This is a genomic window from Bartonella harrusi, from assembly GCF_024297065.1.
Classification (GTDB): Bacteria; Pseudomonadota; Alphaproteobacteria; order Rhizobiales; family Rhizobiaceae; genus Bartonella; species Bartonella harrusi.
The window spans coordinates 1,399,002-1,414,834 of the sequence record NZ_CP101114.1 but is presented as its reverse complement, the minus strand read 5'-3'; the positions used below and the strand labels follow the sequence as shown (position 1 = coordinate 1,414,834).

Below are 15,833 nucleotides of genomic sequence, written 5' to 3'. Positions count from 1 at the left end.
AAAATTACAATGAGTTCATGAGCGTATAGGATTTTTTTTCTTTGTTTTTAATAGATTAAATTACAATCAGATGGTGTTTTATATGTGTACGTTTAAAAGGAGTTAAAAATATTAAAAAAATGATTTTGGTAATTTTATAGAGCATAAATGGATTTTTAATTACAAAGGCGATTGATCTTTTATCAAAGATAAATGTGTGGTTTCTGGTACTATGATTTATAAAGATATTCCTATTTGTGGTGGCAGCACTCGGTGTGATATGGCATGGATATATTGTATCTCCTATTTACAGTGTCATTTGCGTGTATGGTAATGTATTGATCGGTGAATGTTTGTATTTATAGTATTATTCAAGTTTATAACTATAAGATTCTTAAAATTCTAAAATTTATGTTGATGCTTTATTTTGTGCCTATACAAAGATTGATAGGAGGGCAAAAGTTTATGGCAATACAGAGGTTTATGACTATGAAGATTTTCGTAATGACAAAGAGTTTCGCATAGAAAGTTGCATTTTTGCGTTTTGTATAAAGTGAAACGATGAAAATTGCTGTGATTATATGATGAGTGGCTTTCAGAGGGCTGCTTTGTATTATTTTTTAGCATGTTTTGTGGAGAGGATAAGGGTGCTGGGTGTGATTTATCATACCTGGTAGGTATGATTTTGCGTTCTTTTTTGATGAGAGCGTGAAACCAAACCAATTGGTCAAGATAATCAACTTCACGGTAGTTAAAGGAAATCAAAATGGGTGTAAATGAAATTTTATTAGGAGTGGTGATTGTTGTTTTTCTTTTTAGTGGGGGCATGTTTCGGTTTGCTTTTTACTATCGCAGTCAGGTTAAAGCTCTTAAAGAAGAAGTAAGAAAGCTAAAGCATGATTTTTTAAGAGATTCCATGAAGATGACGGAAGAACGAGATAGGATGATTAGAGAGCAAAGTATGATGGTTAAAAGACGCGATCAAACAATTGAAAAACTGAAAAAACAAATTAAGCAATATGAGGAAGATAAAAAATATCAAAAAGAAATGCAATCTAAAGAGGATATAAAAAGATGATGAAAGAGATTTGGGAGAGTGGAAGAGATAAATTTCAGTCATGAAAATAACGTTAGGGATGGCGGTTCAGCTATGTGTTTTGATCGTGGTCAACTTTATACCAATCTATGGTTTATGAAAATCTTCCATGTATAGGAAAGGAGTCATCGTTGGTAATAAAAGTTTATATATCAGTTTATAGAGATGCTAAAATTCTTTTAAATACATATCTCATCTCGCAGCGATTAATGAAAATGTAGTGTTGGTGATGACTATACATATTACTAAAAACAATGTTGTAAGTGGTATGTTTATTTGGAGAACGAGGTATATCTATTGTTACTCTCAATCAGGTATAAAAAGAGGTATAGGAAGAGCGAGATGGGTGCTTGTTTTTTTGAAGAGAATGGGAGAAATAGTTATAATGATTGAATAAAAGGGATAGAAAGAAAAAGATGTATCAAAAGCTCTTGGAAATTAGGCAGGATATTCATAAGTTATGCGTCGTATGCATTTTAATACTATCTCATTTTTACGAAAAGATACATTCTTTGTAAGAGTGAGGGTTGATAGATTGAATAGCGATTTGATTATTGATTTTATAGAAGGGAACACCCTGTAGAATTTTTTCAGTTATTCGGTATATTAGAGGAATTACATAAAAATTTCTTCTCTTGAGAAAAAACCTTTCTTACGCATTATAAAAGCGCAGGATGAGATTTTTAATATAAAAAGTAAAATTTTTTATATTAATAGTAAAGAACGTCAGGATTGTAATTCTCTGATAAGGGCTTTATGTGTGATTTCTCTTATCTGCTCAATATTTACCAGAATATCTTGTTTTGTTGGATAACCTTTACTAGAAAAAGCGATTTTTTGTTTGTCTCCTGAGATTAAACGCCAATACCATTGATTGTGAACACCTTGAAATACCTCAAAAAACATGCTTTCCACCTCATAAAATAGCTGTAATTCGTAGGATAAACGCTCAAATAACATGACTATGAGCACTAAAGTATGTCTCTATAGTGAGTAGTCAATATATTCCTCTCATTTTTTTTAATCTCAAACCAAATTCCTATGAAAGCAGCATTTTGTAACAAGAAAATATTTATTGTCAATAAGCTATAAACAATTGCTTTATGCTAAAAAATCTACTTTTAATAATTTCATTACGCTGTATTTTTAGACTATTTTAGTAATTTTTTTTATTGCTATTGAGCGAACATATCCCGTTTTTTATTATAAAATTTCATACGTTTAATCAAATTTCACCAGTATGAAAAAGAAGAACTTTTTCTTTCATGCTGATAAAGTTTGCACCTCGTTTGTTATCCTTTGTGATAAAAATATTCATTGATTAGCGATAATTTCCTGTTGTGCCATACTTCGAATGAGTAAATCAATGAATAAGCTGAGGGTGTAAGAATTAGCCATTTTTGCTTTCATATCGATCAGCGAAGTTGCTGCTTTTGGGGTAAGGCTATTGGATAAGCCTTGTTTTGATAAATATTGCTGCAATTTTTTATAAGAGCTATCGATTGTTTTCTGATTTAGTTTCTCACCATGATCATTCTTGGTAAGAATTTCTTCAAGACCTTCAATTTTTTTTATAAAATAATTCCAATCAAAGTCACTTTTCGTATACTCTGTGTCAAACATTTTTCCTTGTCCAGTTAAAAGCCAATTAATATTGACACCGTACAATGTGCGATATGTTTGTAAAACATTAAGATTTGGTTCTCTTTCTCCACGCTCATAAAAAGCGATAGAATTTTTCGTCATGCTAAAACTTTTAGCCAATGCTTCACGTGATGGGTCCCCTAAAGCAAGACGTACATAACGTAAACGTTTTCCAAATATAGTTTTCGATTCAGTTTCAGGACGGGCCACGAATTATCTCCCTCAGTAAATCATCATGGTATAGCTTTTAGCCAATAAAGGCACACTATGTATTAATAACTCTTGATACAATGTCAATATTTATAGTTTTATTTTTCTTTATTTTTTTTAATTTTAGTGGATAGAAAGCAATTTTTGATCTGTTGTACTCAATGTTATTTAAAATTGGTCTTCATTTTAGAGAGAATAATGGGATTAGTGGTACTTTTCTTGTTTTTTCTGTTAGAAATTCCATATAAGTTTGCCGTATAGATTCTCTCTATCTTTGCGTTAAGAGATGCAGTCTTTTAATTGACGCTACAGATGAATTTGGAGAAGTGGATTTTGAGGAATGATCATGGCCCGATTAGGTTATTTTAGGTGGGCTTTTTTTTTCACAATTGTTGGCGTCTTTATGGGAGGGGCAATTGGTTGGTTGGAAACAGAAAGTTTTACTGGTTTTCTTAAATATTTTTTTATTTGCTGCGTTTTAGGAATTTTAGAAATTTCTTTATCTTTTGATAATTCTATCATCAATGCTCGTGTTCTTAGAAAAATGGATCCAATATGGCGTCGTCGTTTTTTGGTGTGGGGTATTTTGGTAGCGGTATTTGGGATGCGGATTGTTTTTCCATTACTGGTGGTTGTTGCTGCTGTTGGGATTAACCCAATTGCAGCAGTAAAGTTAGCAATATGGGAACCACATCAATATGCCGCAATTTTAACAGATGCTCATGTAGGAATTGCCGCTTTTGGAGGAACTTTCCTGATAATGGTTGGTTTGAGATATTTTTTTGATTCTGAAAAAGAGGTGCATTGGCTTGCTTTTATAGAAAAGCCAGCTCAAAAGTTTGGAACACTTGTTGGCATTGATATTGCAATCGTTTTAGCTTTGATATTGTTTTTTTCAGGGCAGATTGTAACAGAAGATAAAGTGACTTTTTTATTTGCTAGCCTTTATGGGCTTTTGACGTTTATCGCTGTTGAAGCGATTGGTTCGCTTTTGGATGGTCCAAAAGCGACTTTAGCTACCGTTGCTAAAGGGGGGGCTGGTGCCTTTCTTTATCTAGAGATTCTAGATGCGAGTTTTTCTTTTGATGGTGTTGTTGGTGCTTTTGCTTTTTCACACAACCTTTTTATTATTGCAATTGGTCTTGGTATTGGTGCATTCTATGTTCGTTCTATGACAATTATGTTGGTCGAATCAGAGGTGTTGTTGCATTATCGTTATTTGGAGCATGGTGCTTTTTACGCAATCTTGCTACTCGCAGTAATTATGTATCTGCAAACTATTATATCGGTTCCTGAAATATTAACAGGACTTTTAGGGGTATGTATTATTGGCATGGCATTTTACGCTTCTCTTCGTTTTAAGCATCAGGAATTGAATAAACATGGCGTCTCTGAGTGAATTGAAAATTTTTCTGTGTTAATATATAGCAAATAAGTAAGGTGTTTTTTAGGAAGCCATTAAGAGTTCTATACCGGATTCATTCATTGTTTTAAGCATAGTATTTAGTGACCCGTTGAGATCAATACCTGCGCAGGCGTTTAGTGAAACACTTACTTTGAACCCGCATTGTGTGGCGTGAAGTGCGGAAAATCCCACACAAAAATCGGTTGCCAAACCACACATAGCAAGTTTTGTAAAACCCTGTTCTTTGAGATAAACTTGTAAGCCTGTTGGTGTTTTTTGATCATTCTCAAAAAAAGCGGAATAGCTATCAATTTTTTTATTATAACCTTTTCTAAGAATAAGTTGTGCTTTTTCAACTCTAAGAGATGTATGAAAATCTGCTCCTTGTGTTCCTTGTATGCAATGATCAGGCCAAAGTATTTGCGGACCATAGTCAAGTTCAACGGTATCATAGGGAGCTTTTTCAGGATAGGAGGAAGCAAAGCTGCAATGATTTTTGGGATGCCAGTCTTGGGTTAAAATAACATGATCAAAATGGTTTATGAGGTTATTAACAGCGGGTAAAATAACATCACTTTGTGGTACTGCAAGTGCTCCATTTGGTAAGAAGTCATTTTGAACATCAATGACGATTAAAGCTTTTTTTTCCATCAACATATTCCTATAAGAGACTTGCCTTTTATGATACCTTTAAGCGGTTTTATTATTATCTAGAAGTTTTGAAATAATTTCGTGGATATTGGTATTATTTTTGTCATTATCAAGCCACAAAAGGGGAATAGAAAGGTTTCTACGATTCTTTTTATAGTTTTTTACGAATTGCAACCATGTTCCAATAGAAAGTGCACTGTAGCTACCAATAGCAATATGTTGGTGTAAAGCTTTCATGATCCTCAAGCTTGGAACATCAGATCCCATAAGGCGGCGGTCATTTTGTAAACACAATTTAAGCCACAGCAAAGCAGGTGGAGAAGTCCATTGTTTTCCATGGCATACAATTGATGAAAAAAGACAAGGGTTTTGTGTTGCGTAATCTAAAGCCCATAAGGCAAAAAAAGAGGGAGCATAGAGAATTGGTTTTCTTGGGGGAGCACTCTTGCATTGATAAGTGGGTTTAATACGATAAAAACACAAGCTTGTATCTGGTAGGGAAAAAAGAGGTGATGTTTGATGGCATGTTTCGGGTACAGCTAAAAAGATTTGTTTTTTGCTCTTTGAGGGGGCATTTTTTTGCATTCAGAACCGTATTGGGGGGTTGTGAGATTAGAAAAAATGTATCAATATAAAAGAGAAAGTTTCTTGATACAAGACAAGCGCTTTTTTTACCGCACAGTTTGAGAAAAGCAAAGAAATTTCTTTAAAGCCCTAACTTTTATTACTGTACAATATAAAGAGAAATTTATGGCACGTCAATTTATCTATCACATGGCTGGGCTTAACAAAGCTTACGGCAATAAAAAAATTTTAGAAAATATTCATTTGTCTTTTTATCCAGATGCAAAAATCGGTATTTTAGGGCCGAATGGTGCAGGTAAATCAACCATTTTACGGATTATGGCTGGGCTAGATAAGGAATATACCGGAGAAGCATGGCTTTCTGAAGGTGCACGCTGTGGTTATCTTCCTCAAGAGCCCGTTCTTGATGCAAGCAAAGATGTCCGTGGTAATGTAATGGAAGGTGTTGCAGATAAGCAGGAAATTGTTGAGCGTTATAACGCCTTGATGATGAATTATAGTGAGGAAACTGCTGATGAAGGTGCTCGACTTCAGGATATTATAGACAGTCAGAATCTTTGGGATTTAGAAAGTCAAGTTGAAATGGCTATGGCTGCTCTTGGCTGTCCTCCAGCCAATGAGAGTGTGGAAAAACTTTCAGGAGGAGAGAAGCGGCGTATTGCACTTTGTAAACTTTTTTTGTCAAAGCCTGACTTATTACTTTTGGATGAACCAACAAATCACTTGGATGCAGAAACGACCGCTTGGCTTGAAAGGCATTTGCGTGAATATCCTGGAGCGGTGCTTTTAATTACACATGACCGTTATTTTCTCGACAATGTAACTGGTTGGATTTTAGAATTGGATCGCGGTAAAGGTATTCCTTATGAGGGGAACTATTCTGCTTATTTGGGGGCAAAAGCTAAACGTTTGGCTCAGGAAGGTCGTGAAGAGGCTGCTCGTCAGCGCGCGCTGTCACGTGAAAAAGAATGGATAGCTTCTAGTCCAAAAGGCCGGCAAGCAAAGTCAAAAGCGCGTATTAAGGCCTATGATGCGTTGGTTCAGGCTGCAGGTGAACGCCGTCCTGGAGAAGCACAAATCATCATTCCTATTGGTGAGAGATTGGGGCAGGTTGTTATTGAAGTTGATAAGCTTTCTAAGGCATATAGTGAGCGTGTATTGATTGATTCTCTTTCTTTTAAACTCCCTGCTGGTGGTATTGTTGGAGTCATTGGTGCCAATGGTATGGGAAAGTCTACTTTATTTAAAATGTTGACCGGACAGGAACAGCCGGATTCAGGTCAAATACGTATCGGTGAAACAGTTCATATGAGTTATGTTGATCAGAGTCGTGATTCGTTGGTGGGTGATAAAACCGTTTGGGAGGAAATTTCCGGCGGAAATGATGTTATTAAGTTGGGAAAATATGAGATGAATAGCCGTGCTTATTGCGGTGCTTTTAATTTTAAGGGGGCAGATCAGCAACAAAAGGTAGCAAATTTATCAGGAGGGCAGCGTAATCGCGTCCATTTGGCTAAACTTTTAAAGGAGGGAGGAAATGTTCTTCTCCTTGATGAACCGACAAATGATCTTGATACTGAAACATTAGGGGCATTAGAAGATGCATTGGAAAGCTTTGCTGGTTGTGCAGTTATTATATCGCACGATCGTATGTTTCTTGATCGATTGGCAACGCATATTTTAGCCTTTGAAGGTGATGGCCATGTAGAATGGTTTGAAGGTAATTTTGCTGAATATGAGGATGATAAGGTTCGTCGTCTTGGTGTAGACGCTCTCAATCCAAAACGTGGAAATTATAAGCCACTTACACGCTAAAATTTCTTATTGCTTTATTTGATTAAGAAAATGGTGATGCCGTTTGGTGTTCTCTTTATTTTTCAAAAGAGAATGCTTTTGCTGTATTGTAAGTTTTTTATCCATCATCTTTAAGATAGGATAAAAAACTAAGAATATGGATATTATTCTTCAGGAAGTACCTTATTATGTCTTTATGATCTATTAATCATGCCTTTATGACGGATATGAGAACCCATTATTCATCAGGTTTTAATCGAGGATTATAAGTTTTCATGATGCGTGTGGATCATTATAATACAAGACCTTTCGCTTGTTTTGTTTGAGAAGAGTGGGAGGGGGCGTTCTTTTTTATATTATCACAGAAAACAATACGAATAGGAGTGATGCAACTTTATGCCTTCTGCTTGATTTTCTATTTGTAGAAATAAATGTTCATTTGAGCAGTAAGGAATATTGATGAAAAAACAAGTTAGTTTGGATACAATGATTATGCTGCTGAAAACCATAGCAGAGACAAGTTGTTTGCGTATTCTTGCACTTTTGTGCCGTGACGATTTAACAGTTGCTGATTTTACTTTTATCCTTGGTCAGTCGCAATCGCATGTATCACAGCATTTACGTTTATTGTGTGAAGTAGGGCTGATTACTTTTTATCAAAAGGGGGAATGGACTTATTATAAGTTTTGTCACAGCTGTTTTGGTAAAGATATTGTGATGGCGGCTCTTGCAGTTTTGTCAAAGTATGATGTGATATTAACATATGATTTGGAACGTTTATTAGATGTTCAAAAACAGCGTCAAGCGGTGAGGAAACAAACTTTTTTACAAAATGTCATGCAGTGGAATGCATTACGGCTATCCTATTTTTCAGATCATAGGGTGGAAAGTGCTTTACTCGAAATTATTGGCGGTAAACCATTTGAAACATTGTTAGGGATTGGTACAGATATATGTTCTGTTTTAAAACTGTTTTCAGGTCTTTATACGCGTGCTGTTGAAGTTGTGCCTGAGAATGATGTTGTGCATTTATCTGTTGGCGAGACAACTTTTGATTTGGTTATTCTTTATTGGGCTTTACATTTTTTTGAAAGTCCTGAGCTGGCGATTAATGAAATAGCACGTGTTTTGCGCCCTCAAGGGCGGTTGCTGATTGTAGATTTTTTTTGTCATGAAGTTGATCTACATTCTTTCCATGCTTATAAGCATTTTGGATTTCCGGATTCACAAATAAAACAATGGCTTAAAAATGTAGGGATTCGTTCGGAAAAAACGGTTTGTCTTCTTCCTGTGCACAATGAAAATCATGAAGGGCTCATAATTAAACTTTGGCTTGCACGTGATATGCGTTTATTGGTCGATGACCTCAAAGACAAAAAAGTAGATTTTGCATAATTATGTTTATTAACATGCTTTATTTTTGGCTTTTTGCACTCAGAAGTGTGAAGAGAGAATTTTAGTAAACTTTGAAGAGCTATCGTTTTGGGGTTCCGCATTGTGTCTTTTGCGTGTTGATTATTGATACAGTATTTATTGATGAATCAATAGATTAACTTTATGGGTGGCAATTTGTTGTTTTGCAATTTGAATGAGAGTCTTGAAGACAAGATTTCTTGTTTCAAATCTTTTGATACAATCTCTAAAATGGTTCTTTACATATTGCTAAGAGAGATCAATGTTCGAATAGAAAACATTTGAGAAAAAAGCATCGCTTTTTAAAATACAAAAATAGTGGCAATATTTGAGGGGCTGGTAAATATAACGATGTTGTTGTTTTGTTACTTTACTCATTATGAGGATAATGATCCAAAAAGAGCATATTCTATATCATTTACCGATGGTGTCTAGAGGTTAGATGAGAATTTTAGAGGTGATGTTGAACAAGGATATGAATGAGCTAGTGTCGCAACATACAGCTTTTTGTGTGGGGTATGAATTTATTACAGTTATGCGAACAGTAAAAAGAAGGTACTGTGGAGTCTCGTTAAAGAGAATGAGGGATAAAATTTACATACAGGAATTGCGCTTTTATCACTTTGCAAGAGAGTTTAAGGCGTGGGGATAGGAAGAAAATCATATCCTTCATTGTCGTTATCATAATACATTGTCATTACATTGTTAGCTATAAATAATCTGCCATTACGTAAAATCCTGATAGTGGATGATTCAAAATAAATTATGTACGGGAAAGGCTTATGTTTTTACTGTTTTGGTAAGAGCTTTTGAACAAGTGATTCTTATTTTTATGCACTGTGCCGTTTATAAGAAAAGTTTATACAAATTGAGGCTTCTTCTGAAAAAATGAGCATTATGATGATCGTCGATTCTCATTGATATCCCGCGAAATAAAATTGCTTCAAATTGGATCATTTTGAGTATTTTTTGCCTAAATTTTTCCATTTTTAAACAATTTATAATTTTTTTTTGTTTTTTTTCATGGAAGGTGATAAGAATTTCTTGTTGTTTAGAACGTTTTATTCCATAGCATAAATATTGCATCGGCTATCTTAATAGCTGATGCGAGAAGACGATCAGGGAACCTCCTCCCCCCCCCCGCGTGGATCCCTTAGATTGTCTGGCCTGACTGAGGAAATCCTCAGTCAGGCTTTTTATGGTTTTAATTTTTATCAAGTGTTGCAGGGGGAAAATATAGGCTCTTTATTTTATGTGTGAGGAAAAATTAAAAGCGGTGTGATACTGTTTTTGCGGTATTTTCAGTGATAAGAGAGATTTTTTGATTGAAAGTTCAGTGTGTTCTCTGCAGAAGAGTGTGTGCTGTGATGCTTAGGTACGAGATGATGGGATTTTGCTGGCGTCGTATTCTTTTTATTTTGTTTGTGTTTTCTATATTTTTCACCAGCACTTTTGCTTTTCGGAGTGTTTCTGTTCATAAGTTTTTATTTAACCAGTCTTTTTCTTCTCATCAGGATGATATGACAGAGGGGATGATTTTAGAGAGATTGGCAGTTTCTTTTCCTGATATTATAACACAACTTTCTCAGTTGAGTCCTCAGCAACAAAAGCAATTGATTGAGCAGGTACGTCGCTATGTCGTTGCGGCTGCTTCCGCAAATGGTCAGAATAATGAGCAGGCTCAGAAGTTGGGTGGAACTGTTGTTATGATTTTATTGAAGACGATTTCTCGTCCTTCCATTGCTGATAGTTATTTTTAGTCATTTCTTTTAAAAGTTGTGTTTACAGTTTGTTTTGAGGATCTTTTTGTCACTTTTCGTGGAGTTTTGAGAAAAGCGTAGAAAAGTTATGCGGTCTCTTTTTTATTTGATATGATAGCTGGATAGAAAAGGATGAAATTTTTGGAATTCTTTTTTCTGCAGGTTTATAAGAGATTTATTTATATAGTTTTTAAAAGATAGGAATCTCATTCTACGAGTTCGATGAAGTCATACTGTGTGGGAGAAATAGTTGAATGGGGGGAGATAATCCACATTTTATTCTGATGGTTTTGCGTTCTTTGTATTGTCCTCTTTATAGAATGATAAAGCAGAGAAATGTGATTATTAAGTTTTTCTATACGGCACAAACATTTAATATGTTTATGCCTATTCCTGGGCTTCTCATATACAATGTTTGTTTTGGTCGATGGAGCCGTTTTTCATAGATGGCTTATTTGATATAAAATTGTTTTAGCAAGTGTACATCAGCCAATGGGAAGAATTGATAACGGTTTCTCTTGCAAAGAAAATTTGACGATATCAAGAGCTTTGGGTAGATTTTTTCTTGTTTATGTTGTTTTCAGTTTTTAAAAGATTGGTATGCTATGTTTTCTTTTAACAATTTGTAGAATATATTCTCTCCTTTAGCATGTTAAAAATTTTATTATATTTTTTTACTTTTTGATATACAGAGAGATATAATAAATCATTTGAGTGGTTTTCTTTTTTTGCAAAAAAATAACTTGAAATTGTCTTAATATTTTCATTTTCATACCGCTCTTTAGCTTTTTTTTTTCTGTAAAATGCATTCACAAAGCTCTTGTGGCTAGGGTTTAGAAATGTCTTTGTGAAGAGAAAGAAAATGCAATTTTTGAAAATCCTTTTATGTTCAGCATGTGCTGTATTTTTTGTGTTTGATATCAGTTGGGCGCATATTGTCTTGAATGTTGCAGATTCAAAGGAAAGCTCAGTGACTATTACTTCTAAGGTGCTTACTCGTCCTTATGAATCTCTTATTCAGAGATTTGCAAATAAGTATGATGTTCCTGTTAATTTAGCACATGCTGTTGTAAAAGTTGAAAGTAATTATAAGGCGCGCACAAAGGGGGCTGCTGGCGAAATAGGCTTGATGCAAATTAAACCATCTACGGCGCGAGGGTTGGGTTTTAATGGTTCTGTGCAAGATCTTTACGATCCTGCCATCAATCTTGAGTATGGGATGCGTTATTTGGCGCGGGCCTATAGGCTCAGTGGTGGAAAGACTTGTGGTACGATCCTTAAATATAATGCAGGTCATGCTGCAAAAAAATGAATTCCATTTCAGCAAAATATTGTTCAAAAGTGAAAATGTATTTGGCTTCCTTAAAATGAAAATGAACTTGAGAGGATGCATTTGCTATAAAATATCTTAAGGGTGGTATTTTCACGTCATGAAAAATGTTTTATAGGTAATATGTCAGTCGGCTGGGCAGCCGCGCTTGTCTTATGCTGAAAGGCGGCAGGTGAGGAAAGTCCGGGCTCCATGGAAAGACGGTGCCGGGTAACACCCGGCGGGGGCGACCCTAGGGAAAGTGCCACAGAAAGCAAACCGCCTATTTTTATAGGTAAGGGTGAAAGGGTGGGGTAAGAGCCCACCGCGCATTCAGTAATGAATGTGGCAAGGTAAACCCCACCGGGAGCAAGACCAAATAGAAATGACGCGCAAGGCTTAACTTGCAGCCGGTTTCCGGGCGAGTCATTCGGGTAGGTTGCACGAGGCGGATGGTAACATCCGTCCTAGATGAATGGTTGCCATGGAAAGTGTAAGCTTTACCATACAGAACCCGGCTTATAGGCCGACTGATATTTGTTGTTGAATTCTATCTTATATCATGAATGTTAGGGATAATTGATATTGTGATGTGATTTTATATAAGCTTTTTCTAGGGAGCGGGTATTTTTGAAGTGTACATTCAAAGGAAAGCTTCTTTTACAATTATAATATTTTTTTAAGTATAATGCGTTAGAATGCACATATGGTTGGCTTTGACTTTCATTGTGATGGAGATGATGGTTAAAGTTGTGGTTGTTTGGGGACCAGTTACCATGAACGATTGTTGATTTGAAAAAGCATAAATCAAGACGGATTATTTTGACAGAGCAGGGTGATAAAGCTGAGCGCCATATTCCAGTGTTATTACAGCCAGTTTTGGCTGGGCTTATGCCATTGGTTGGAGCAAGAGTGATTGATGGTACTTTTGGTGCTGGGGGGTATACGCGCGCGTTGTTAAATGCGGGTGCACAGGTTATTGCTCTTGATCGTGATCCTTATGCTATTGGTTATGGGCAACCTCTTGTTGATGAATTTTCTCCACGGCTTCGTTTGGTGCAAATGGAGTTTTCTCAGTTAGATCGTGTTGTTGAAGAAAAGGTGGATGCTGTTATTTTAGATATTGGAGTTTCTTCAATGCAGCTTGATGAAGCAGAGCGAGGTTTTTCTTTTCACAAAGATGGTCCATTAGATATGCGAATGGCTCAGACTGGTTTTACCGCTGCAGATGTTGTCAATCGTTTAAAAGTTGATGATTTAGCGCGAGTTTTTAAAATATTAGGAGAAGAACGTTATGCGAGGCGCATTGCACGGATGATTGAAAAGCGTCGCAGTCTTCGGCCTTTTTTGCGTACAGGGGACCTTGCTCATGCTATCGAGGCATTGGTAGGCCGTAAAAGTGGAGATCGCATTCATCCTGCAACGCGTGTTTTTCAAGCTCTTCGGCTTTATGTTAATGATGAAATTGGTGAACTTGCACGTGGTTTATTTGCTGCTGAACGCATTTTAAAAGCAGGAGGTCGTTTGGCTGTTGTCAGTTTTCATTCTCTTGAAGATCGGATGGTCAAGAGATTTTTTTCTGCTCGTTCAGGAGAGCGTATGCAATCGCGCTATCTTCCTGAAATAGAGACAGCACCAGCAACATTCTTTCCTTTGTTTAAAGGAGGAATAACTGCAAGTGAAGAGGAATTGCAGAAAAATCCTCGTTCACGTTCTGCACGATTACGTATTGGTGTCCGCACTAAGGCGGATAGTCTTGCTGAAGATATGAATTTATTTGGTATGGTAGAGATTGCTCGTTTTGAGGGCGGCAAGAAATGACAGTTTTTCGTACATTTGATATGATTTTAGTAATGGTTATGGTTTGTATGGCAGGTCTTACTTATAAGGTGAAATATGATGTGCAAAAGCGTATGAGTGAAATCCGTCATCTTGAACATGAAATTGTTGCAGAAAAAAATACCGTGAATTTACTTCGTGCTGAGTGGGCTATGATGATAGAGCCCACACGCATGCAAAAACTTGCGAAGCGTTATCAAAAAGAGCTTGGTTTAGAGATTATACAGCCTCGTCAAGTCGTAGAGTTTAAAGATATTCCGGTACGTGTCTATGATCAAATTGAAGAAGTGATTAAACAAAATATCTTGGAGAAAGAAAAGGGTATTTTAGCAAATAATCGTATTTCTCAGGTGAAAAACCTTGTTCAAGAAGGCAAGCGGTGATGAAATCGATCTTGCTGTTTTCGCAGAAAAAAAAGTGCTTAAAACCTCCATTAGATGTTCATAACTTGTCTGTTCATCGTTCTTTTTCTAGTCGTCCTCGCTTGCTTTTTTCTTTGCTCTGTTTTGTTCTTTTATATGGTGTGATGGGGGTTTGTCTTATTTCTTATGGGTTGGAAGGGGGGCAGATTGAAGAGGCAAAAGGGCCAAGTGTCTCTCAATTGACTGCGCGACCTGATATTATTGATCGTAATAAGCGTTTGTTAGCAACGGATATTAAAACTTATTCGCTTTTTGCTGAACCACGACGGATTATTGATGTCGATGAAACAATAGAATTGCTCTCAACGGTTTTACCCGATCTTAATTGGCAGGAAACTTATAAACGTCTCAAAAAAAAATCTAGTTTTTCTTGGATACAACGGGGGTTAACACCAACGCAAAAGACGCAAATTATGGCTCTTGGTATTCCAGGAATTGGTTTTCGCACCGAAATCCGTCGTTTTTATCCAAGTGGATCGGTGGTTTCACATATTCTCGGTATGGTTAATGTTGATAATCAGGGTATAGCGGGAATGGAAAAATATATTGATGATGCGGGTTTGAGTGCCCTGCGCGCGGCTGGTCTTGCAACTGAAGAATCCTTAAAGCCAGTTCAACTTTCGATTGATGTGCGTATTCAAAGCATTGTGCATGATGAACTTATGAAGGCAATGAAGCGTTATAAAGCGCTTGCTGCTGGAGCTGTTATTTTAAATATCCATACTGGTGAAATTTTGGCTTTGGCATCACTCCCAGATTTTGATCCTAGAAATCCCGTTGAAGCTTTGAAAAGTGATCGCCTCAATCGGATGAGTGCTGGAACTTTTGAAATGGGGTCTATCATTAAAAGTTTTACGACCGCCATGGCACTTGATTCAGGTCTTTTTCATTTAAACAGTGTTATTGATGCTTCACGACCTCTTCAAGCAGGCAATCATTATTTTATTCATGATTTTCATGGAAAAAACCGTCCTTTAGCACTTTGGGAAGTTTTTATTTATTCTTCTAATATTGGTTCTGCTAAGGAGGCCTTGGCGGTAGGAATTGATGGACATCGTAATTTTTTGAAACGACTTGGTCTGCTTGATCGATTGACAACAGAATTGCCTGAAGTTGCCCATCCTGTTGTACCACGTCATTGGAAGGATATTCATTCTATGACCATTGCTTTTGGACATGGTATGGCAACAACACCTTTGCAAACAGCAGTAGGTGCTGCTGCTTTAATGAATGATGGTTGGTTGATTGAACCGACCTTTTTGAAACGCACAAAAATGGAAACTTTGAAATATGCAAAACAGGTTTTAAACTTCAAAACCAGTCAAAATATGCGTTATCTTTATAAGTTAAACAGTGATATCGGTTCTGGGCGTAGTGCAAAAGTAGAAGGCTATCGGGTTGGTGGTAAAACAGGAACAGCTGAAAAAGTTGAAAATGGGAAATATTCTAAAACAAAAAATTTCAATAGTTTTCTTGCTGCTTTTCCTATTGAAAATCCTGCTTATGTTGTTTTAACAATTATTGATGAACCTCAGCCTGAAGAGGGGCAGCGTTCAGCAACAGCAGCAATGAATGCAGGGCCAATGCTTGCTAATATTATTCGCCGTTCAGCAAGTCTTTTGGGAATAAAACCAGATTTTGAAAAAGAGTACGCGCCTCTTTTGAGCACAGGGGACAGTTTGAGATTTGTTAAACAACAGTAAAATGAATATAAAGGTGTGTTATC

Annotated in this window: 12 protein-coding genes, 1 other RNA gene and 1 pseudogene; 10 read left to right on the top strand and 4 right to left on the bottom strand. The window is 36.3% G+C overall.

Going from position 1 to position 15,833, the window contains the following annotated elements; genetic code table 11:
• The first annotated feature begins 745 nt into the window (after window positions 1–745).
• Complete coding sequence (locus NMK50_RS06725; RefSeq protein WP_254769835.1) at window positions 746–1,057, top strand: hypothetical protein; 312 nt, start codon at window positions 746–748, stop codon at window positions 1,055–1,057.
• 744 nt (window positions 1,058–1,801) lie between these two features.
• On the opposite strand, the gene NMK50_RS06720 is transcribed toward NMK50_RS06725, so the two are convergent.
• Both NMK50_RS06720 and NMK50_RS06715 read right to left on the bottom strand, forming a co-directional pair.
• A complete protein-coding gene (locus tag NMK50_RS06720; RefSeq protein WP_254769834.1) occupies window positions 1,802–1,981 on the bottom strand; it encodes a YegP family protein in 180 nt (59 codons plus the stop codon).
• Window positions 1,982–2,389: 408 nt separating this feature from the next.
• Window positions 2,390–2,929 (bottom strand): helix-turn-helix domain-containing protein, encoded by a 540-nt coding sequence (locus NMK50_RS06715; protein WP_254769833.1) that lies wholly within the window; start codon window positions 2,927–2,929, stop codon window positions 2,390–2,392.
• Between the two features lie 346 nt (window positions 2,930–3,275).
• Here NMK50_RS06715 and NMK50_RS06710 point away from each other — a divergent pair, with 346 nt between their 5' ends.
• A complete protein-coding gene (locus tag NMK50_RS06710) occupies window positions 3,276–4,328 on the top strand; it encodes a DUF475 domain-containing protein (RefSeq protein ID WP_254769832.1) in 1,053 nt (350 codons plus the stop codon).
• Window positions 4,329–4,376: 48 nt separating this feature from the next.
• On the opposite strand, the gene pncA is transcribed toward NMK50_RS06710, so the two are convergent.
• A complete protein-coding gene (pncA, locus tag NMK50_RS06705; protein ID WP_254769831.1) occupies window positions 4,377–4,985 on the bottom strand; it encodes a bifunctional nicotinamidase/pyrazinamidase in 609 nt (202 codons plus the stop codon).
• A 39-nt stretch (window positions 4,986–5,024) separates the two neighbouring features.
• Complete coding sequence (locus tag NMK50_RS06700; RefSeq protein ID WP_254769830.1) at window positions 5,025–5,570, bottom strand: hypothetical protein; 546 nt, start codon at window positions 5,568–5,570, stop codon at window positions 5,025–5,027.
• Between the two features lie 165 nt (window positions 5,571–5,735).
• Between NMK50_RS06700 and ettA the strand changes: the two genes are divergently transcribed.
• The 8 genes and pseudogenes from ettA to NMK50_RS06660 all read left to right on the top strand — a co-directional run bounded on the left by ettA (window position 5,736) and on the right by NMK50_RS06660 (window position 15,810).
• Window positions 5,736–7,385: an energy-dependent translational throttle protein EttA gene (ettA, locus tag NMK50_RS06695; protein WP_254769829.1), complete on the top strand. Its 1,650-nt coding sequence runs from the start codon at window positions 5,736–5,738 to the stop codon at window positions 7,383–7,385.
• 438 nt (window positions 7,386–7,823) lie between these two features.
• Window positions 7,824–8,759, top strand: coding sequence for an ArsR/SmtB family transcription factor (locus NMK50_RS06690; RefSeq protein ID WP_254769828.1), 936 nt, complete (start codon window positions 7,824–7,826; stop codon window positions 8,757–8,759).
• Window positions 8,760–10,162: 1,403 nt separating this feature from the next.
• The gene (locus NMK50_RS06685; protein WP_254771208.1) at window positions 10,163–10,537 is read left to right on the top strand and encodes a hypothetical protein; all 375 of its coding nucleotides are present in this window, start codon (window positions 10,163–10,165) and stop codon (window positions 10,535–10,537) included.
• Between the two features lie 862 nt (window positions 10,538–11,399).
• Window positions 11,400–11,908 (top strand): annotated as a pseudogene (locus NMK50_RS06680) (lytic transglycosylase domain-containing protein).
• A gap of 85 nt (window positions 11,909–11,993) precedes the next feature.
• Window positions 11,994–12,384, top strand: an RNA gene (rnpB, locus tag NMK50_RS06675) — RNase P RNA component class A.
• Between the two features lie 284 nt (window positions 12,385–12,668).
• Complete coding sequence (rsmH, locus tag NMK50_RS06670) at window positions 12,669–13,667, top strand: 16S rRNA (cytosine(1402)-N(4))-methyltransferase RsmH (protein WP_254771207.1); 999 nt, start codon at window positions 12,669–12,671, stop codon at window positions 13,665–13,667.
• Window positions 13,664–14,068, top strand: coding sequence for a cell division protein FtsL (ftsL, locus tag NMK50_RS06665; RefSeq protein ID WP_254769827.1), 405 nt, complete (start codon window positions 13,664–13,666; stop codon window positions 14,066–14,068). Before rsmH ends, ftsL begins: the two co-directional genes overlap by 4 nt.
• Window positions 14,068–15,810: a peptidoglycan D,D-transpeptidase FtsI family protein gene (locus NMK50_RS06660; RefSeq protein ID WP_254769826.1), complete on the top strand. Its 1,743-nt coding sequence runs from the start codon at window positions 14,068–14,070 to the stop codon at window positions 15,808–15,810. The genes ftsL and NMK50_RS06660 overlap by 1 nt, the downstream gene beginning before the upstream one ends.
• Window positions 15,811–15,833 lie beyond the last annotated feature (23 nt).